General features: G+C 71.2%; 17 protein-coding genes. All 17 read left to right on the forward strand.

Translation table 11 applies throughout. From position 1 onward, the window contains the following. Positions 1 to 100 precede the first annotated feature (100 nt). Positions 101 to 850, forward strand: coding sequence for an MBL fold metallo-hydrolase (locus P1P75_RS26730; protein ID WP_319259841.1), 750 nt, complete (start codon positions 101 to 103; stop codon positions 848 to 850). A gap of 145 nt (positions 851 to 995) precedes the next feature. After that, a complete protein-coding gene (locus P1P75_RS26735; protein ID WP_086769471.1) occupies positions 996 to 1,652 on the forward strand; it encodes a GntR family transcriptional regulator in 657 nt (218 codons plus the stop codon). After that, on the forward strand, positions 1,649 to 2,560 hold the full coding sequence (locus P1P75_RS26740; protein ID WP_319259843.1) for a dihydrodipicolinate synthase family protein: 912 nt from the start codon (positions 1,649 to 1,651) through the stop codon (positions 2,558 to 2,560). The genes P1P75_RS26735 and P1P75_RS26740 overlap by 4 nt, the downstream gene beginning before the upstream one ends. Beyond that, the gene (gene araD / locus P1P75_RS26745) at positions 2,557 to 4,293 is read left to right on the forward strand and encodes an L-arabinonate dehydratase (RefSeq protein ID WP_319259846.1); all 1,737 of its coding nucleotides are present in this window, start codon (positions 2,557 to 2,559) and stop codon (positions 4,291 to 4,293) included. Before P1P75_RS26740 ends, araD begins: the two co-directional genes overlap by 4 nt. Positions 4,294 to 4,453: 160 nt before the next feature. Continuing rightward, the gene (locus P1P75_RS26750) at positions 4,454 to 5,389 is read left to right on the forward strand and encodes a carbohydrate ABC transporter permease (RefSeq protein WP_086769474.1); all 936 of its coding nucleotides are present in this window, start codon (positions 4,454 to 4,456) and stop codon (positions 5,387 to 5,389) included. Then, positions 5,386 to 6,288, forward strand: coding sequence for a carbohydrate ABC transporter permease (locus P1P75_RS26755; protein WP_319259849.1), 903 nt, complete (start codon positions 5,386 to 5,388; stop codon positions 6,286 to 6,288). Before P1P75_RS26750 ends, P1P75_RS26755 begins: the two co-directional genes overlap by 4 nt. After that, positions 6,285 to 7,565 (forward strand): pectate lyase, encoded by a 1,281-nt coding sequence (locus P1P75_RS26760; protein WP_319259851.1) that lies wholly within the window; start codon positions 6,285 to 6,287, stop codon positions 7,563 to 7,565. Before P1P75_RS26755 ends, P1P75_RS26760 begins: the two co-directional genes overlap by 4 nt. A 14-nt stretch (positions 7,566 to 7,579) precedes the next feature. After that, positions 7,580 to 8,794 carry a Gfo/Idh/MocA family oxidoreductase gene (locus tag P1P75_RS26765; protein WP_319259880.1) on the forward strand — a complete coding sequence of 405 codons (1,215 nt, stop codon included), beginning with the start codon at positions 7,580 to 7,582 and terminating at the stop codon, positions 8,792 to 8,794. Beyond that, positions 8,794 to 9,645: a PmoA family protein gene (locus tag P1P75_RS26770; RefSeq protein ID WP_319259853.1), complete on the forward strand. Its 852-nt coding sequence runs from the start codon at positions 8,794 to 8,796 to the stop codon at positions 9,643 to 9,645. The genes P1P75_RS26765 and P1P75_RS26770 overlap by 1 nt, the downstream gene beginning before the upstream one ends. After that, entirely contained in the window at positions 9,642 to 11,150 is a 1,509-nt protein-coding gene (locus P1P75_RS26775) for a family 43 glycosylhydrolase (RefSeq protein ID WP_319259856.1), read from the forward strand. The genes P1P75_RS26770 and P1P75_RS26775 overlap by 4 nt, the downstream gene beginning before the upstream one ends. Before the next feature lie 96 nt (positions 11,151 to 11,246). Then, complete coding sequence (locus tag P1P75_RS26780) at positions 11,247 to 13,232, forward strand: pectinesterase family protein (protein ID WP_319259859.1); 1,986 nt, start codon at positions 11,247 to 11,249, stop codon at positions 13,230 to 13,232. Between the two features lie 69 nt (positions 13,233 to 13,301). After that, on the forward strand, positions 13,302 to 14,642 hold the full coding sequence (locus tag P1P75_RS26785; protein WP_319259862.1) for a sugar ABC transporter substrate-binding protein: 1,341 nt from the start codon (positions 13,302 to 13,304) through the stop codon (positions 14,640 to 14,642). A 232-nt stretch (positions 14,643 to 14,874) separates the two neighbouring features. After that, on the forward strand, positions 14,875 to 15,678 hold the full coding sequence (locus tag P1P75_RS26790; RefSeq protein WP_319259865.1) for a rhamnogalacturonan acetylesterase: 804 nt from the start codon (positions 14,875 to 14,877) through the stop codon (positions 15,676 to 15,678). Between the two features lie 59 nt (positions 15,679 to 15,737). Then, positions 15,738 to 17,057: a polysaccharide lyase family 1 protein gene (locus tag P1P75_RS26795; protein ID WP_319259868.1), complete on the forward strand. Its 1,320-nt coding sequence runs from the start codon at positions 15,738 to 15,740 to the stop codon at positions 17,055 to 17,057. 105 nt (positions 17,058 to 17,162) lie between these two features. Then, on the forward strand, positions 17,163 to 18,290 hold the full coding sequence (locus P1P75_RS26800; RefSeq protein ID WP_319259871.1) for a pectinesterase family protein: 1,128 nt from the start codon (positions 17,163 to 17,165) through the stop codon (positions 18,288 to 18,290). 1 nt (position 18,291) lies between these two features. Next, a complete protein-coding gene (locus P1P75_RS26805) occupies positions 18,292 to 19,332 on the forward strand; it encodes a pectinesterase family protein (protein WP_319259874.1) in 1,041 nt (346 codons plus the stop codon). Then, positions 19,319 to 20,470: a dienelactone hydrolase family protein gene (locus P1P75_RS26810; protein WP_319259877.1), complete on the forward strand. Its 1,152-nt coding sequence runs from the start codon at positions 19,319 to 19,321 to the stop codon at positions 20,468 to 20,470. Before P1P75_RS26805 ends, P1P75_RS26810 begins: the two co-directional genes overlap by 14 nt. Positions 20,471 to 20,493 lie beyond the last annotated feature (23 nt).

Below are 20,493 nucleotides of genomic sequence, written 5' to 3' on the forward strand. Positions count from 1 at the left end.
CACCCCGTCCACCCGCATGCCGTGGACGCCGCCGCGCGGGAGACCGTGGACGGACGTATTCCGCGCGCGGGCCGCGCGGCGGGCTCGTACTCTCCCCACCATGCCCCTCAGTCTCACCGTCCTCGGTACCGCCTCTCCGCACCCCGGCCCCGGCCGGCCCTGTTCCGGCTATCTGGTGCGGGGAGGCGGCGCCGAGGTGTGGGTGGACGCGGGGCCGGGCACCTTCGCGGAGTTGCAGCGGCACACGGATCCGCGCGGGCTCACCGCGATCTGGATCTCTCATCTGCACGCCGATCACAGCGCCGATCTCCTGGCCGCCGTCTACGCGTTCGCCTACGGCGGCATGACCCCGCCGGCCCCGGTCCCGGTGTACGCGCCCCGCGACTGCGCCCAGCGCCTGGCGGGCTTCCTCGGGCGGCCGGACGTACGGTTCCTGGACGGAATCCTCGAGTTCAGGCCGCTGCACGACGGCCACGGCGTCCGGCACAGGGACCTGCGGCTCACCTCCCGCGCGGTGGCCCACGACACCGAGGCGTACGGACTGCGCGCCGAGTGCCAGGGCAGCGTGCTCGCCTACTCGGGGGACAGCGGACCGTGCGCCGCGCTCACCGAACTCGCGGCGGGCGCCGACCTGTTCCTGTGCGAGGCCGACCTCGACGAGCATCGCGAAGGCGAACAGCGTGTGCACCTCACGCCGGAGGACGCGGGCGCCTGCGCGAAGGGTGCCGGGGAACTGCTCATCACCCACGTGGGCCCCACCCTCACCCGTGAGGCCGCCGCCGGCCGCGCCGCCCTGGTCTTCGGCGGTCGGACCGCCGCCGCGCACGAGGGTGACACCTTCTCCCTCTGAGCGGCGGGGAAGAAGCAACCTCGACTTCCTTTGTCAGAAGCATTGACGAAACACGGAGCCCCTCCTACCTTCAACCCGTCGTACTTCGTACGTCATATATGAGACGCGATACGCGAGATCAGATACGCGACACCGAGAGGCGCGCATGACCTCTGTGCCCACGCCGATCCCCTCCCGCACGCAGTACGTGCTGGAGGAGATCAAACGCCGCATCCTCACCGGGCGGCTGACGCCAGGTCAGGCGCTGGTCGAGACCGAGTTGGCCGCGCAGTTCGGGGTCTCCAAGACCCCGGTGCGCGAGGCGCTCAAGACCCTGGCCGGCACCGGACTGGTCGTCATGAGCCAGTACAAGGGCGTCACGGTGCGCATGGTGGACGCGGACATGGCGCGCGAGGTCTACGACGTGCGACTGCTCCTCGAACCCGAGGCGCTGAAGCGGGCCGTGAAGCGCGGCGCGTCCCTGGAAGCCGCCCGCGCCGCCCTCACCATGGCCGACGGGGCGACCGACACCGCCGAACGCTCCCTGGCCAACCGGGAGTTCCACCGCGCCCTGTACCTGCCGTGCGGAAACCCGCTGCTCGGCCGGATGCTCGACGAGGTCCGCGACCAGGCCGCCCTGGTCTCGGCCGTCGCCTGGGCCGCCTCGCCCTCCTGGGAACGGGAGGCGGGGGAGCACCGCGAGATCCTGCGGCTCGCCCTGGACGGTGACGCCGACGGCGCGGCCCGCGCCCTGCACGCCCACATCGCGTCGTTCGTACGCCGAGCGTTCCCCGACGCCCAGACAGAGGAAGGTCAGGAATGAGCAGCGTGGCGTTCGAGACCCAGCGTGCGGCCCTGGCCGACGTCGTGGCCATCCCGGTGACCCCGTTCGCCGAGGACGGCTCCGTCGACCAGGACGCCCACCGGGCCCTGTTGCGCCGTCTGCTCGACGGCGGGATCAGGACCCTCACCCCCAACGGCAACACCGGCGAGTTCTACGCCCTCACCCCCGAGGAGCGTCGCCTGGTCACCGAGCTGACGATCGAGGAGAGCGGGGACCGGGCGGTGATCCTGGTCGGCGTCGGACACGACGTGCCCACCGCGGTCGCCTCCGCCCGCCACGCCCGTGAACTGGGCGCCGGCATGATCATGGTCCACCAGCCCGTCCATCCCTATGTCTCGCAGAGCGGATGGGTCGACTACCACCGGGCCATCGCCGAGTCGGTGCCCGAGCTGGGCGTCGTCCCCTACATCCGCAACGCGCAGCTCGCCGGCGCCCGCCTCGCCGAACTCGCCGACGCCTGCCCGAACGTGATCGGTGTGAAGTACGCCGTCCCGGACGCCGCCCGCTTCGCCGCGTTCGCCCGTGACGCGGGCCTGGAGAGGTTCGTCTGGGTGGCCGGCCTCGCCGAGCCGTACGCCCCCTCCTACTTCTCCGCGGGCGCCACCGGCTTCACCTCGGGGCTGGTGAACGTGACCCCGGCCGTCTCGCTCAACATGATCGAGGCGCTGCGGTCCGGCGACTACCCGGCCGCGATGAAGGTCTGGGAGCAGATCCGCCGCTTCGAGGAACTGCGCGCGGCCAACGGCTCCGCGAACAACGTCACCGTCGTCAAGGAGGCCCTCGCCTCCCTCGGACTGTGCCGCCGCGAGGTCCGCCCGCCGAGCCGCCCGCTGCCCGAGGCGGACCGGGCCGAGGTCGCCGAGATCGCCGCGGGGTGGTCCATATGACCGAGCCCGTCCGCAGGCGCCCCGAGGACCTGCGAAGCCACCAGTGGTACGGCACGGAGGGCCTGCGTTCCTTCAGTCACCGGGCCCGCACCCGCCAGCTCGGCTATCTGCCCGAGGAGCACCTCGGCAAGCCGGTGATCGCGATCCTCAACACCTGGTCGGACATCAACCCCTGTCATGTGCACCTGCGTGACCGGGCGCAGGCGGTCAAGCGGGGCGTGTGGCAGGCGGGCGGTTTCCCGCTGGAGTTCCCGGTCTCCACGCTGAGCGAGACCTTCCAGAAGCCGACCCCGATGCTCTACCGCAACCTGCTCGCGATGGAGACCGAGGAGTTGCTGCGGTCGTACCCGGTGGACGGTGCCGTCCTGATGGGCGGCTGCGACAAGACGACCCCCGCCCTCCTCATGGGTGCCGCCAGCGTCGACCTGCCGACGGTGTTCGTGCCGGCCGGCCCGATGCTGCCGGGGCACTGGCGCAACGAGGTCCTCGGCTCCGGCACCGACATGTGGAAGTACTGGGACGACAAGCGGGCCGGCCTGATCGGCGACTGCGAGATGGCCGAGCTGGAGAACGGCCTCGCCCGTTCGCCCGGCCACTGCATGACGATGGGTACGGCGTCCACGCTGACGGCCGCCGCCGAGGCGCTCGGCGTCACCGTCCCGGGGGCCTCCAGTATCCCGGCCGTGGACTCGGGGCACGACCGGATGGCGGCGAAGGCCGGCCTGACGATCGTGGACCTCGTCCACCGAGACCGCAGGCTGTCGGCCGTCCTGACCCGTGACGCCTTCGAGGACGCGGTGACGACGGTCCTCGGCCTCGGCGGCTCCACCAACGCGGTGATCCACCTGATCGCCATGGCGGGCCGGTCGGGCGTCAAGCTCACGCTGGACGACTTCGACCGCATCGCCCGTACGGTCCCGGTGCTCGCCAACGTGCGGCCCGGCGGACAGACGTACCTGATGGAGGACTTCCACTTCGCCGGCGGTCTGCCCGGGTTCCTCTCCCGCATCACCGACCTGCTCCACCTGGAGCGGCCGACCGTGTCGTACGACACGATGCGCGAGCAGCTCGACGGGGCGCAGGTGCACAACGACGACGTCATCCGGCCGCGGGACAACCCGGTCGCCGACGAGGGCGGGGTCGCCGTCCTGCGCGGCAACCTCTGTCCCGACGGCGCGGTCATCAAGCACATCTCGGCCGAGCCGCACCTGCTCAAGCACACCGGCCCCGCCGTCGTCTTCGACGACTACCGGACCATGCAGCGCACCATCAACGACCCGGAACTCGGCATCACCGCCGACACGGTGCTGGTCCTGCGCAACGCAGGCCCCAAGGGCGGTCCGGGCATGCCCGAGTACGGCATGCTGCCCATCCCCGACCATCTGCTCAGGCAGGGCGTGCGGGACATGGTCCGGATCTCCGACGCCCGGATGAGCGGGACGAGTTACGGCACGTGCGTGCTGCACGTGGCACCCGAGTCGTACGTCGGCGGACCTCTCGCCCTGGTCCGCACGGGTGACTCGATCACCCTCGACGTGGAGGCCCGCTCCCTCGAACTCAACGTGGATGACGAGGAGTTGGAGCGGCGCAGGGCGCGGTGGGCGCCGCCGCCCACCCGGTACGAGCGGGGCTACGGCGCGCTCTACAACGAACAGATCACCCAGGCCGACACGGGCTGCGACTTCGAGTTCCTCGCCCGCGCCGGCACGGTGCAGGACCCGTACGCGGGCTGACCGTCCGGCGGAACCCACCCGCCGACCCCTGCCCACCGAGTAAGCGCTTCCTGTACGAGCCCGAGCACCAGCCGGGTACCGACCACCGCGCGACGTCACACCGCGCACCGCACCACGCCAGCACGACGTACGACGACGTACCCAGAAACGGAGAACAGTCGTGGCCCAAGCCGTAGCCGTGGCGAAACCGCCCGCGCCACCCCGGCGGCGCCGTGCCTCCGCCACGCCGCGCAGACTGCCGTACCTGCTGATCGCGCCGGCCGCCCTGCTCATGCTGGGCTTCATCGCCTATCCGGTCATCAGCGTCTTCTACTACAGCCTTCAGAACTACAACCCCACCAAACCGTGGCGCAACGGCTACGCGGGCTTCGACAACTTCGTCCACGCCTTCACCGACGACCCGATCTTCTGGGACACGCTGACCTTCAGCGCCAAGTGGGTGTTCGTCGAGGTCGGCCTCCAGCTCATGTTCGGCCTGGCACTGGCGCTCATCGTCAACCAGACCTTCGTGGGCCGCTCGCTCGGCCGCGCCCTGGTCTTCTCGCCATGGGCCGTCTCCGGTGTGCTGACCTCCGCGATCTGGGTGCTGCTCTACAACTCCCAGACCGGCATCACCCGTTACCTCGCGGACATGGGCATCGGCACCTACGGCACCAGCTGGCTGTCGGACACCTCGACCGTGTTCTCGGCCGCGATCGTCGCCGACCTGTGGCGCGGTGTGCCCTTCTTCGCGATCCTCATCCTCGCCGACCTCCAGTCCGTCTCGAAGGACCTCTACGAGGCCGCCGAGGTCGACGGGGCCAGCAGGTTCAAGCAGTTCTGGCACATCACCCTGCCCCACCTGAAGGACGCCATCGTCCTGTCCACGCTGCTGCGCGCCGTGTGGGAGTTCAACAACGTCGACCTGCTCTACACGCTGACCGGCGGTGGACCCGCGGGTGAGACCACGACGTTGCCCCTCTACATAGCCAACACCTCTGTGGACGCCCACAACTTCGGCTACGCGTCCGCCCTGACCACCGTCGCGTTCGTGATCCTGCTCTTCTGCTCGGTGATCTACCTGCGGCTGAGCAAGTTCGGAAGTGAGTCCAAGTGATCACCAAGGAGGCCACCGAGGCGGCGCCCACCCCCGTGAGCGTCCCCACCGAGGCGGAGCACCGCCCGCGCAAGGGGAAGTACCGCGCCTGGGACGACGCCCCGCGCTGGCAGATCTATCTGCCGCTGTCGATCTACCTCGTCTTCACCCTGATCCCCTTCTACTGGATCCTGCTGTTCGCGCTGCGCCCAGCCGGCTCCACCTCGCTCGTGCCCTGGCCGGTCACCTTCGAGCACTTCGAGAAGGTGTGGACGGAGCGGAGCTTCGCCACCTACTTCCAGAACAGCCTGCTCGTCGGCGTCGCCACCCTGGTGATGACGACCCTCGTCGCCCTGGCCGGCGGCTACGCCCTGGCCCGCTTCGACTTCAAGGTCAAGCGCGCCTTCATGCTGGCCCTGCTCTGCTCCCAGTTCGTACCGGGCGCGCTGCTCCTGGTCCCGCTGTTCGAGATCTTCGCCGAACTCCAGATGATCAACTCGCTGACCAGCGTGATCATCGCCGAGACGGTGTTCCAGCTGCCGCTGTCGATGATCCTGATCAGCAACTTCATCAAGAACGTGCCGTACACGCTGGAGGAGGCGGCCTGGGTCGACGGCTGCAACCGCCTCACTGCGTTCAGGATCGTCGTGCTGCCGCTGCTGCGGCCCGGACTGATCGCCGTCGGTTCCTTCGCCTTCGTGCACTCCTGGAACCACTTCCTGTTCGCCCTGATGTTCCTCAACAACCAGAGCAAGCAGACGATCCCGGTCGGCCTCAACACCCTGATGAGCGCGGACAGCGTCGACCTCGGCGCGCTCGCCGCAGGCGGCATCATCGCCGCCGTCCCGGTGGTCCTCGTGTTCGCCTTCATCCAGAAGTGGCTGATCACCGGCTTCAGTGCGGGGGCGGTGAAGGGATGAGGTTCCGTCACATCGCCGTGGCGGCGGGGATGCTGGGTCTGCTCTGTGTCCCCGCTCACGCGGAGGCCCGGGACATCGGCCGCGACACCCTGCCCGCGGGCGACGGCTGGGCGTCGTACGGCGCCGGAACCACCGGAGGCGCGGCGGCCGACGAGGCCCACGTGTACACCGTCACCGACCGGGCCGGCCTGGTCCGGGCGCTGGACAACGGCAGCGACACCCCGAAGATCATCCGGATCGCCGGGACCGTCGACGCCAACACCGACGACGACGGCGACCACCTGGACTGCGCCGACTACGCCACCGGCGGCTACTCCCCGAAGAAGTACCTGGCCGCCTACGACCCGCGCACCTGGGGTTCCGCGAAGCCGAGCGGCCCGCAGGAGGAGGCCCGCCAGGCCTCGGCGGCCCGGCAGGCCGAGCGGGTCGTGCTGCCGGTCGGCTCCAACACCACCATCGTCGGACTCCGCGGCGCGGTGCTCAAGGGCGCGAGCCTCCAGGTCAGGAACGCGGACAACGTCATCGTCCGCAACCTCGACCTGCGCGACGCCTACGACTGCTTCCCCGTCTGGCAGCCCAACACCGGCGGCCTCGGCGACTGGAAGACGGCCTACGACAACCTCTGGCTGACCGGCGCGACGCACGTGTGGATCGACCATGTCACCGCCTCCGACAAGGGCCACCCCGACGAGGCCGAACCCACCCACTTCGCCCGCAACTACCTGCGCCACGACGGCCTGCTGGACATCACCAACGGCTCCGACCTGGTGACCGTGTCCTGGAGCCGGTTCACCGGACACGACAAGGCCATCCTCATCGGCAACGGGGACACCGTCGCCGGCGACCGCGGCAGACTGCGGGTCACCCTGCACCACAACGCCTTCGAATCGATCGCCCAGCGCGCGCCCCGCGTCCGCTTCGGACAGGTGCACCTCTACAACAACCGCTACGAGGTCACCGACGGCCACCGCTACTCCATCGGCGTGTCGACCGAGTCCGGCATCCACGCCGAGAACAACGCCTTCCACACCCCCGGCCATGTGGAGGCCGCCGACCTGGTCAAGAGCTGGAACGGCACCGCCCTGCACCAGAGCGGCACCCTCTTCAACGGCTACCCCGTCGATCTCCTGGCGATCCACAACGCCTACAACGGCGGCAGCGAACGCGACCTCACGGCGGACGTCGGCTGGACACCTACCCTGCACACAAAGATCGACAGCGCCGCGGTGGCCGACCGCGAGGTGGCCCACGGCGCGGGCGCAGGGAGGATCCCATGAACACCCCCGAACCGATGAGCACCCCGCAACCGACGGGCGCCGGCGTTCCGGCCGGCGCGGGCGTCCCGGTCGTCCTGGCCGGAGCGCGCGGCCACGGCCGCTGGCACCTGGACAACCTCCGCCGGCTCCAGGACAAGGGCATCGTCCGGCTCGCGGGCATCTGCGAGCTGACCCCGCTCACCCCGGACGAGATTCCGCAGGGCCTCGGCACGCCCGAGCAGTCCGCCGACTTCGGCGCGCTGCTGGACGCGACCGGCGCCCGGATCGCCGTGATCTGCACGCCGATCCCCACCCACACCGACCTGGCGCTGACCGCGGCCCGCAAGGGCGTGCACCTGCTGCTGGAGAAGCCCCCGGCGCCGTCGTACGCGGAGTTCCGCCGGATGGCCGACGGGGTCGCCGAGGCGGGTGTGGTCTGCCAGATCGGCTTCCAGTCGCTGGGCTCGCACGCCCTGCCCGCGGTCCGCGCGATGATCGGCGACGGGGTGATCGGCGAGATCTCCGGCGTCGGCGGGGCCGGCGCCTGGGCCCGCCCGGAGGCCTACTTCCGGCGCGCGCCCTGGGCCGGGAAGCGCCGGATGAACGGCGTCGACGTGATCGACGGCGCCCTCACCAACCCGCTCGCGCACGCCGTCGCCACCGCCCTGGCGCTGGCCGGCGTCACCCGCGCCGAGGACGTCACCGGCATCGAGACCGAGCTGGCGCACGCCAACGCGATCGAGTCCGACGACACCTCCTGCGTCCGGATCACCACCGCCGCCGGACGTCAGGTGGTCGTCGCCGCGACCCTGTGCGCCGAGGACCCCGACGACCCGTACGTCGTCGTCCACGGCAGCCAGGGCCGGATCACCTTCTGGTACAAGCAGGACCGCGTCCTGCTCCAGCGCGGCGGCCACGGCCCCGAGGAGTTCGAGTACGGCCGCACCGACCTGCTGGAGAACCTCGTCGACCACCTCACCGACGGCACCGACCTGCTGGTCCCGCCGGCCGCGACCGAGGCGTTCATGCGGGTCGTCGAGGCGATCCGGGTCGCCCCCGACCCGCTCGAACTGCCCGACGAGGCCTGGCACCGGCTCCCCGGCGAGGACCGCAGGGTCGTCCCCGGCGTCGACGGGCTGGTCGCGGCAGCCGCCGACACCCTCGCCCTCTTCTCCGAACTGGGCGCCGCCTGGGCGTCCCCGACCACGCATCCGTCCGCGTCCGCGCATCCGAAAGAGGTGAGCACCTGATGGCACAGGCACCCGACGCCCCCGTCGTGCTGCGCGTCGCCGGCCGCCCGGTCGGCCGCTATCTCACCCGGCCCGAGCTGCCCGCCCGGCTCTCCCCGCGCCCCTGTCTGCACCCCGTCACCACCCTGGCCGGCACGGTGGTCACCGAACTGAGCCCCGCCGACCACACCCACCACCTCGGCGTCGGTGTCGCCGTTCCCGACGTCGAGGGGCACAACTTCTGGGGCGGCCGTACCTACGTCCGCGACCAGGGCCCGACCGAACTCGACAACCACGGCGCCCAGCGGCACGTCGGCTTCCAGCTGCGCGACTCCGACGGGTTCGTGGAGGAGCTGCGCTGGGTGGCCGCAGGAGCCGAGCTGCTGCGCGAGCGCCGTACGGTCGCGGCCACCGGCCTCACCGGCACCGCCTGGGCGCTGGACTTCACCTTCTCCCTCACCAACGCCACGCCGGACCCGGTGACCATCGGCAGCCCCGCGACGAACGGACGCCCCGGCGCGGCCTACGGCGGCTTCTTCTGGCGCGCCCGCAAGGAGGACCGGGCCCCCGACGTCTTCACCGGCGACGCCGAGGGCGAGGCCGCCGTGCACGGCGGACGCGCCGACTGGCTGGCCCTGACCGGCACGGACTGGACCCTGGTGTTCGCGGGCGCCACCGACACCACCCGCCGGGACCCCTGGTTCGTGCGCACCGGCGAGTACCCCGGCGTCGGCTCCTCGCTGGCCTCGGCCGAGCGGCTCGTCATCGCGCCCGGCGACACCGCCGTCCGCCGCGTCGTCACCGTCGTCGCCGACGGCCGGCTCGGCCGCGACGAGGCGGCCACCCTCGTCCGGAAGGCGGTCACCCAGTGACAGACGAAACGTACGTGAACCCGGTCCTGGACGCCGACTGGTCCGACCCGGACGTGGTGCGCGTCGGTGACGACTTCTACCTCACCGCCTCCAGCTTCGGCCGCGCCCCCGGCCTGCCGCTGCTGCACTCGCGGGACCTGGTCAACTGGACCCTGGTCGGGCACGCCCTCGAACGCCTGGAACCGGCGGCCGAGTTCAGGTCCCCGCGCCACGACTGCGGGGTGTGGGCGCCCGCGCTGCGCCACCACGACGACCGCTTCTGGATCTTCTGGGGCGACCCCGACCAGGGCATCCTCCAGGTCAACGCCCCCGAGATCAGGGGCCCTTGGACCCGGCCGCGGCTGGTCAAGGAGGGCAAGGGCCTGATCGACCCCTGCCCCCTGTGGGACGAGGAGAGCGGCGAGGCCTACCTGGTCCACGCCTGGGCGAAGTCCCGCTCCGGCGTCAAGAACCGGCTCACCGGCCACCGGATGCACCCGGACGGCACCTCGCTCCTCGACGAGGGCAAACTGATCGTCGACGGGGACCGCATCCCCGGCTGGTTCACCCTCGAAGGGCCCAAGCTCTACCGGCACGACGGCTGGTTCTGGATCCTCGCCCCGGCCGGGGGAGTGGACACCGGCTGGCAGGGCGCCTTCCGCTCACGGGACTTCTTCGGTCCCTACGAGGAGCGGATCGTCCTGGAGCAGAAGGACACCGACGTCAACGGCCCCCATCAGGGCGGCTGGGTACGCACCCCGTCCGGCGAGGACTGGTTCCTGCACTTCCAGCAGCGCGGCGCCTACGGCAGGGTCGTCCACCTCCAGCCGATGCGGTGGGGGGACGACAACTGGCCGGTGATCGGCGAGGAGGGCGCCCCCGTCGCCGTACACCGCAGGCCGGATCTGCCGCCGCAGCCGGCCGCCGCGCCCGCCACCGACGACGACTTCCCCGGCGGACGCTTCGGCAGGCAGTGGCAGTGGACGGCCAATCCGCAGGACGGCTGGGCCACCCAGCACTCCGGCGACGGGCTGCGCCTGTCCTGCGTCCGTACGGGCGACGCGCACGACGTGCGCAAACTGCCCCACGTGCTCACCCAGCGGCTGCCCGGCACTCCGTCGGCCGTCGAGGTGGAGCTGGAACTGCACGGCGAGGAACCCGGCGCACGGGCCGGACTCGCGGTGCTGGGGGACGCCTTCTCCTGGATCGGGCTGCAGCGCGGCACCGACGGCTCGGTCCATCTCGTGCACCGCTTCGCCGAGGCGGTCGCCGAGCGGGAACGGGACGCCGCCCACCCACGGCTCGCCCCGCACGGCAGGGTCCGCCTGCGCGTCGAGATCGGGGCCGGCGCCCGCTGCCGGTTCACCTACGACCTCGGCGACGGCCCGCACCACTCGGGTCCCGTGTTCACCGCCACGCCCTGGCGGTGGGTCGGCGCCCTGCTCGGCCTGTTCGCCCTCGCACCGGACGGACCGGGACAGGCCGGGGCGGCCACCTTCACCCACTTCCGGATCAACAGCCTGTGACCCTCAGCAACCTCTGACCCACCGCAGTCGTACCCACCGCAGTCGTACCTACCGCAGTCGTACCTACCGCAGTCGTAAAGCCTGTTGGGAGCCGCAATGACGCACTTCCCTAGCAAGCGCTTGTCGAGACCGGGCGTCGTGCTCGCCGCCGTGGCCGCACTGGTCGCCGTGCTGGGCCTCGGCACGGTCGGCGAGGCGCACTCCGCCCCGGCCGAGGCCACCGCCACCGACGCCGCGCCGCGCTGGTCCGACCGGGCGCACGGATTCGCCTCCCTGGCCGGAGGCACCACCGGCGGGGCCGGCGGCAAGGTCGTCACCGTCACCGACCAGGCCTCGCTCGCGGCCTACGCGGCGGCCGAGGAGCCGTACGTCATCCGGATCGCCGGGTCGATCGCGGTCGAGCCGTTCGGCGCGGACATCGCCGTCGCCTCGGACAAGACGCTGGTCGGTGTCGGGGACACCGGCGAGATCGTGCACGGGGAACTGCATCTGGCCCCCGGCACCCACAACGTGATCATCCGCAACCTGACGATCCGCGACTCGGCCGTCGAGGGCAACTGGGACTGCAAGGACACCGACTTCGACGGCATCCAGATGGACACCGTCCATCACGTCTGGGTGGACCACAACCGCTTCGCGAACATCTGCGACGGGCAGCTCGACGTCCGCAAGGACAGCGAGTACATCACCGTCTCCTACAACCGGTTCGAGAACAACAACAAGACGTTCGGCCTGGGCTGGACCACCAACGTCAAGACGCAGATCACCGTCGACCACAACCTGTTCGCCAACACCAAACAGCGCAACCCGTCCGTCGACAACGCCGCCTACGCCCACCTCTACAACAACCACCTGACGGCACAGGCCGATCCGGGCGACCCGGTGTGGACGTACGGGAACTGGTCGCGCGGCCGGACGAAGATGGTCATCGAGAACAGCTTCTACCGGGACGTGCAGCACCCTTACCAGGCCGACACCACCGCCGAGCTGGTGGAGCGCGGGTCGATCCTGAAGAACACCACGGGCCGGCACGACGAGTGGGGGGCCGCCTTCGATCCGCGGGACTTCTACGCGTACCGGCTGGACCCGGCGGCGGCCGTGCCCGCGCTGGTCGGCAGGTTCTCCGGGCCGCAGCGGCGGATCGGCGGCGCGGTGACGCTCCAGGTGCCGGGGGACTACCCGACCGTGCAGTCGGCCGTGGACGCCGTGCCCGAGGGCAACTCCGTGCCGGTCACCGTCGCCGTCGCGCCCGGCGTCTACCGGGAGAAGGTGTTCATCCCGGCGGGCAAGCCGAACATCTCGCTGCAGGGGACTGGACAGGACCGCTCCGACACCGTCATCGTCTACGACACGCCTGCGGCGTACGGGGGTTCGACGGGCAGTGCCACGGTCCGGATCGCGGCCCACGACGTCACCGCCCGCCACCTCACCTTCAGCAACGACTTCGACGAGGCCGCTCACGAGCTGAACGCCGAGCAGGCGCTGGCGGTGAAGACCACCGGCGACCGGATCGTCTTCGAGGACACGGCCTTCCTGGGCAACCAGGACACGCTGATGACCGACAGCCCCAAGCTGGACGTGATCAGCCGGGTCTACATCCGCGACTCCTACATCGAGGGCGACGTCGACTTCCTCTACGGACGGGCGACGACCGTCGTCGAGCGGTCCGTGATCCGGGCGCTCAGCCGCGGGTCGGACAGCAACAACGGCTACATCACGGCCGCCTCCACCTGGACGGGCAACCCGTACGGGTTCCTGATCACCCGCTCCAGGGTCGTGAGTGACGCGCCGGCCGGGACCTTCCACCTCGGACGGCCCTGGCACCCCGGCGGTGAACCCGCCGCGGTCGCCCAGGTGCTGATCCGCGACACCGAGCTGCCCGCCGCGGTCAAGGCCGCCCCGTGGACCGACATGAGCGGTTTCTCGTGGCGGGACGCGCGCTTCACCGAGTACCGCAACCACGGCCCCGGCGCCGCGGTGACCGCGGACCGGCCGCAGATGACCGACACCGAGGCACGGACCCACACCGTCGCCGACTACCTCCGGGGCACCGACGACTGGGCACCCCACGCCCGCCGCTGACCCCGCGCGCCCCCCACATACCTGCACTGCCCGTACGGATCCGGAAGACAAGAAGAAGAGAGCCGATCAATGAAGATCAACATCCACAGAAGCAGGCGCGCCGCCACAGCCGTCGCCCTGGGGGCCGTGCTCGCCCTGACCGCCACCGCCTGCGGTGACGACGGCAGCGGCGCCGGCGGCGACAAGGGGGCCGACGGCAGCGGCAAGGGCAAGATCGTCTTCTGGGACAACAACGGCGGTGTCCGCACCGACATCTGGAAGGAGATCATCGCCGACTTCAAGAAGGCCAACCCGGACATCGACGTCGAGTACGTCGGCATCGCCTCCACCGAGTACGGGTCCAAGGTCGACACCGCCATCCAGGGCGGCGGCCTGCCGGACGTCGGCGGGATCGGCGCGTCGATGGCGGCCGGGATCGCGGCCCAGAACGCGCTGGAGCCGCTGGACGACCGCCTCGCCAAGTCCTCCCTCAACGGCAAGCTCAACGAGTCCATGCTCGACTCGCTGAAGTCCGCCGGCGGCGGCGAAGCCCTCTACTCGATCCCGACCTCCGCCAACAACGGTGTCCTCTACTACCGCACCGACCTGTTCAAGGCCGCCGGTCTGGCCGATCCGACCACCTGGGACGCGTTCTACACGGCCGCGGAGAAGCTGACGAACACGGGCAAGAACCAGTTCGGATACACCATCCGCGGCGGTGCCGGATCCATCGCCCAGGCGCTGGACGCGATGTACGGGCAGAGCGGGCTCACCTCGTTCTGGAACGGCGACAAGACCACCGTCAACGACCCGAAGAACGTCGAGGCGCTGGAGAAGTACGCGGCCCTCTACAAGAAGGTCACCCCGGCCGCCGACCTGAACAACGACTTCACCAAGATGGTCGCCCAGTGGGACTCGGGCACCATCGGCATGCTGAACCACAACCTGGGCTCGTACCAGGACCACGTGAAGGCGTTCGGCGCCGACAAGTTCCGGGGCATCCCGCAGCCGATCGGCTCCTCCGGCAAGCGGGTCCAGGTGTCCAACCCGGTCGACGGTCTCGGCCTGTTCAAGAGCTCGAAGAACAAGGAAGCCGCCTGGAAGTTCATCGAGTTCGCGACCTCGCACGCGGAGAACTCGAAGTTCAACGAGTCGGCCGGCCAGGTGCCGTCGAACAACGCGGCGGCGAAGGACGCGTGGATCTCCCAGGCCGAGCCGACCAAGCTGGCCGCGCAGGCGCTGTCCGACGGGTCCACGACGATCGTGCAACTGCCGTACTACCTGCCGGACTGGGGCACCATCTCCAAGTCCGACAACGAGCCCAACTTCCAGAAGGTCCTGCTGGGCAAGATGAGCGCCAAGGACTTCCTGGACACCCTCGCCGACCAGCTGAACACGGCGCAGGCGGAGTGGAAGGAACAGAAGGGCTAGGACTTCGGTCCGGTTCGTGGGCGGCCGGCCGCGGGTTTCACCGTGGCCGCCCGCCACCCCCGCGGCGCGGCCCGCCCGAGTACGGCCCGGCGGGCCCGCACGGGTACCGCCCGGCCGCCCGCCCGAGTACGGCTCGGCGGGTACCGCCCCGCGGCGCGCACGAGTAACGCCCCGCGCCTCTCGCAGGGCGCGGGTCCCCTTCCTGTGGAACGCTGTTGAAAGGTGCACTCCCGTGTCGCTCACCCGCAGACAGGTCACCTCCGCGGCCTTCGCCGCCCTCCCCCTCGGGGTCCTGGCCACCGGCACCGCCCAGGCCGCGCCGGCCGCCCGCCGACCCCGCACCCTCTACATCGCCGGTGACTCCACCGCCGCCCAGAAGTTCGCCGAGGCCGCGCCCGAGACCGGGTGGGGGATGGCGCTGCCGTTCTTCCTGCACAAGGACCGGCCGGTCGCCAACCACGCGGTCAACGGGCGAAGTTCCAAGAGCTTCGTCGACGAGGGACGCCTCGACGTCATCCTCGCGTCGATCCGGCCGGGGGACTTCCTCCTGATCCAGTTCGCGCACAACGACGAGAAGACCACCGACCCGGCCCGCTACACCGAGCCCTGGACGACGTACCAGGACTATCTGCGGCTGTACGTCGACGGAGCGCGTTCCCGTGGGGCGCGGCCCGTGCTGGCGACGCCTGTGGAGCGCCGCCGGTTCGACGCGGCCGGCAACGCGCTTCCCACGCACGGCGACTACCCGGCGGCGATGCGGGCGCTGGCCGCGGAGGAGGACGTCGCACTGCTCGACCTCCAGGCGCTGTCGCTGGCGCTGTGGCAGAAGCTCGGGGTCGAGGAGACCAAGAAGTACTTCAACTGGACCGCCACCGAGCAGGACAACACGCACTTCAATCCGCCGGGTGCGATCGCCGTGGCCCGGCTCGTCGCCGCGGAGCTGCTGCGCCGCCGGGTGCTGCCGGCGCGGGACGTGTGCCGGCTCGACTCGGAGATCCCGCAGTCCTGGATCACCTGGCCCCCGGCCACCGCGTAACCCCTGTTCTCTCCTTCCTTCTCCTCCCTTCTTCTCCTCACTCGAAAGAGAGCCGCACAATGAACGCACAGAGATGGCATGGGCATGCCACGAAGTCGGCCGTCGTGGTCGGCTGCACCGCTCTGGCCATGACGGTCACCGGCGCCACCGCCCAGGCGCACTCCGGCCGTGACCTCGCCCGGCAGACCCTGCCGGCGGGCGACGGCTGGGCCGCGTACGGCACCGGCACCACCGGCGGTGCCGCCGCCGACGCCGAGCACGTGTACACCGTCACCACCTGGGCGCAGTTCAGGGCCGCCCTGGAGACCGGCGGCACCGCACCGAAGATCATCAAGGTCAAGGGCACGATCGACGCCGTCTCCGAAGGGTGCGAGGCCTTCGCTTCCCCCGGCTACGACTTCGACGCCTACCTCGCCGCCTACGCGCCGGAGGTCTGGGGCCTCGACACCGACCTGAGCGCCGAGCCCGCCGACAGCCCCGAGGGACTGCGGCGCACCTCCGCCGCCGCCCAGGACAAGGCGATCAAGGTCAACGTCCCCTCCAACACCACCATCATCGGTGTGGGCAGGAACGCGGCCATCAAGGGCGCCAGCCTCCAGATCAAGGCCGTCGACAATGTGATCATCCGCAACATCGCCTTCGAGAGCCCCCTCGACTGCTTCCCGCAGTGGGACCCCACCGACGGCTCGAAGGGCAACTGGAACTCCGAGTACGACACCGCCGTCGTCTACGGGTCCACGCACGTGTGGCTGGACCACAACACGTTCACCGACGGATCCCACCCCGACAGCGCCGCGCCGACCCACTTCGGCATGCTCTACCAGCAGCACGACGGCGAACTGGACGTCGTCCGCGGCTCGAACTACGTCACCGCCTCCTGGAACGTCTTCACCGAGCACGACAAGACGATCCTCATCGGCAACAGCGACAGCGAGTCCACCGCCGTCGGCGACCGGGGCAAGCTGAAGGTCACCTTCCACCACAACCTGTTCTCCAAGCTGGTCGAGCGCGCGCCACGGGTCCGGTTCGGGCAGGTCGACTCCTACAACAACCACTTCGTCGCCGACACCTCCTACGCCTACACCTTCGGCATCGGCAAGGAGTCCCAGCTCGTCGCCCAGCACAACGCGTTCACGCTGCCCGCCGGCGTCAGCGCGGCCAAGGCGCTGAAGAAGTGGAGCGAGGCGCCGGTCACCGCCGACGGCAACTACGTCAACGGCAGGCCCGTCGACCTGATCGCCGTGCACAACGCGGAGATCCCCGCCGAGACCCTCCAGTCGGGCGCGGGCTGGACGCCCACCCTGCGCACCAAGGTCGACCCGGTGAGGGCCGTCCCCGGCATCGTCAACGGCCGGGCCGGCGCCGGAAAGATCTGCTGACCCACGACGCCACGACCGTACGGGCCGGGGCCTCGCCGCCCCGGCCCGCACCACCCCACCCCCCACGCCGAGGTCCGTCCCCGAGCCGCACCAAGGAGCACCCGCATGCCTTCGCGCCACGTCCGACCGCCCCTGTCCCGAAGGGGTTTCCTCATGGCGAGCGCCGGGGCGGGCGCCGCCCTCGCGCTGTCGGCCGGACCCGTCCGGGCCGCCACCCGCCGGCCCTTCGGCCGCTTCGGCTCCCCGTCCGCCCGCCTCACCCCGGGGACCCTGTACGTCGACGCGCGCGGACGCGGTGACCACACCTGCGTCCGCGACGCCGTGGCCGCCGCCACCGGCACCGGCCGCACCCTCGTCCTCGCCCCCGGTACCTACCGGGAGACGGTCGCCGTCGACGTCACCCGCACCGAGGCGACCTGGATCGGCGCCTCCGAGAACCCCCGCGACGTCGTGATCGTGTTCGACAACGCGGCCGGCACCCCCAAGCCCGGCGGCGGCACCTACGGCACCACCGGCTCGGCCACCACCACCGTGCAGGCCGACGGCTTCACCGCCCGCTGGATCACCTTCGCCAACGACTGGCTGCGCGCCGACCACCCCGGCGTCTCCGGCACCCAGGCCGTCGCGATCAAGGTCCAGGGCGACCGTTCCGCCTTCCACCACTGCCGTTTCCTCGGCCACCAGGACACCCTCTACGCAGACTCCATGGCGCTCGGCACCTTCGCCCGGCAGTACTTCTCCCACTGCTACGCCGAGGGTGACGTCGACTTCGTCTTCGGCCGGGGCACCGCCGTCTTCGAGCGCTGCCACTTCCGCACCCTGAACCGCACCGACCTGGCCGCCGCCCCCTACGGCTTCGTCTTCGCCCCCTCCACGGCAGGCGCCAACCCGCGCGGCTACCTGGTGACCGGGAGCCGCGTCACGAGCGAAGCCCCGGACGCCCACTACAAGCTGGCCCGCCCCTGGGTGCCCAGCTCGGACACCACCGCCCGCCCCATGCTCACCGTCCGCGACACCCACCTCGACGCCGGCACCGACGCGGTCGCGCCCTACACCAACATGTCGGCCTCCTTCCCCTGGCAGAACCAGCGGTTCGCCGAGTACCGCAACTCCGGACCCGGCGCGCTCGTCACCGTCCCGGAGAACCGGCCCCAACTCGCCCCGGAACAAGCCCGGTCGGCGACCCGGACGGCGTACCTCGGCGACTGGACGCCGTGGAAGGAGAACTGCTGACATGCGCAGGCGCACCCTGCTGGCCGGCCTCACCGCGGGCCTCGCCGCCACCGGCACCCCCGCCCTCGCGGCCGGCCCCGGCACGGGGGGCCGCCGTGTCCTGCACGTCCGCCCCGGCGACTCCGTCCAGGCCGCGGTGGACGCGGTCACCGGGCCCGGCTGGACGGTCGTCGTGCACCCCGGCACCTACCGCGAGGTCGTCACCGTCCCCGCCGACAAGGCCGGCCTCACCCTGCGCGGCGCCTCCCACGACCCGCGCGCCACCGTCCTCGTGTACGACAACGCCAACGGCACGAAGAAGCCCGACGGCACCACGTACGGCACCGCCGGCTCCGCCACCTTCAGCTCCGCCGCCCCCGGCCTCACCGTCCAGGGCCTCACCCTCGCCAACGACTGGCTGCGCGCCGACCACCCCGACATCACCGGCACCCAGGCGGTCGCCGCCTACGTCACCGGGGACCGCTCCCGCTTCGACGACGTCCGCTTCCTCGCCCACCAGGACACCCTGTTCGCGGACACCACCGCCCTGGACGCCTTCGACCGGCAGTACTACAGCCGCTGCCACATCGAGGGAGACGTCGACTTCGTCTTCGGCCGGGCGCGCGCCGTCTTCGACGACTGCCGCTTCCACACCCTCCGGCGCGACGTCGCCTTCACCCCCAAGGGCATGGTCTTCGCCCCGGCCACCGCCCGCGCCAACCCCTACGGCTTCCTCGCCGTCCGCGGCCGGTTCACCTCCGGCGCCGAGGACGCGGCGTACAAACTGGCCCGGCCCTGGGTGCCGTCGTACGAGACGACCGCATGGCCCTCGCTCGTCGTGCGCGACTCCTGGATCGGACCCGGCATCGACCCGGCCGCCCCGTACACCAACATGCGGGAGGCCCACCCCTGGCAGACCATGCGCTTCAGGGAGTACGGCAACGCGGGCCCCGGCGCCGTGATCTGCGAGCCGGACAACCGGCCGCAACTGACGCCGGCGGAGGCGGCCGTCCACATCCGGCGCACCTATCTCGGGGACTGGCGGCCGTATGAGCGGACCTGAACCGGTGGGCCGGCGGGCGTTGGCCGGGACGGGGGCGGCCCTGCTCGCCGGTCAGGCAGGTGTGGCGCAGGCAGCCGTCGCCGACGGTCCGCTGCCCGGCTTCCACCCCGCCCTCAAGGACGCCCTCACCTTCCCGCTCGCCTGGGGAAACTCCCCGATCCGCGACTTTCGCACCTGGCGCCGGGCGGCTCGGGCCAAGGTCGAGGAGACCCTCCTCGTCGACCGCGAGGACGCCACCCCGTACGCCCCCGAGTTCCAGCAGCGCACCGAACAGGGCGGCTACACCGGCGAGTTGGTGACCCTCTCCCTCACCCGCCACGAACGCGTCCGCGCCGCCCTGCTCACCCCCCACGGCCCCGGCCCCTTCCCGGCCGTGCTCCTCCTGCACGACCACGGCGCGACGTTCGACATCGGCAAGGAGAAACTGGTCCGGCCCTGGTACGACGGAGCCCGGCTGGCCTCCGCGCGGGCCTGGACGGAGAAGTACTTCAGCGGCCGGTTCGTCGGCGACGAACTGGCCCGGCGCGGATACGTCGTGCTCGTCGCCGACGCCCTCGGCTGGGGCGACCGCGGCCCCCTCGCCTACGACCGGCAACAGGCCCTGGCGAGCAACCTCTACCACCTCGGCTCCTCCCTGGCCGGGCTCATGGCCCGCGAGGACGCCCGCGCCGCCGGCTTCCTCGCCCGCCTGCAGCGCGTGGACCGGGGGCGGATCGCGGCCGTCGGCTTCTCCATGGGCGCCTTCCGCGCCTGGCAGGCGGCGGCGCTCACCGACGACCTCGCCGCCACGGCCGCCGTCTGCTGGATGACCGGGCTCAAGGAAATGATGGTCCCCGGCAACAACACCCTGCGCGGGCAGTCCTCCTACTGCATGCTCCACCCGGGACTGTCCCGCCACCTCGACTTCCCCGACGTGGCGAGCATCGCCGCACCCAGGCCGATGCTGTTCTTCGACGGCGGCCTCGATCCGCTGTTCCCCGCCGACGGCGTCCGCGTGGCCCACGAGAAACTCCGCGCCGTCTGGCGCTCCCGCCACGCCGAGGAGCGGCTGCACCTGAGGACCTGGCCCGACCTCGGCCATGTCTTCACCGACCGCATGCAGGACGAGGTCTTCACCTGGCTCGACCACGTCCTATGACCCCCCACCCCACAGGGGATCGG

Source organism: Streptomyces sp. ID05-39B (assembly GCF_033794725.1).
GTDB lineage: Bacteria > Actinomycetota > Actinomycetes > Streptomycetales > Streptomycetaceae > Streptomyces > Streptomyces bobili.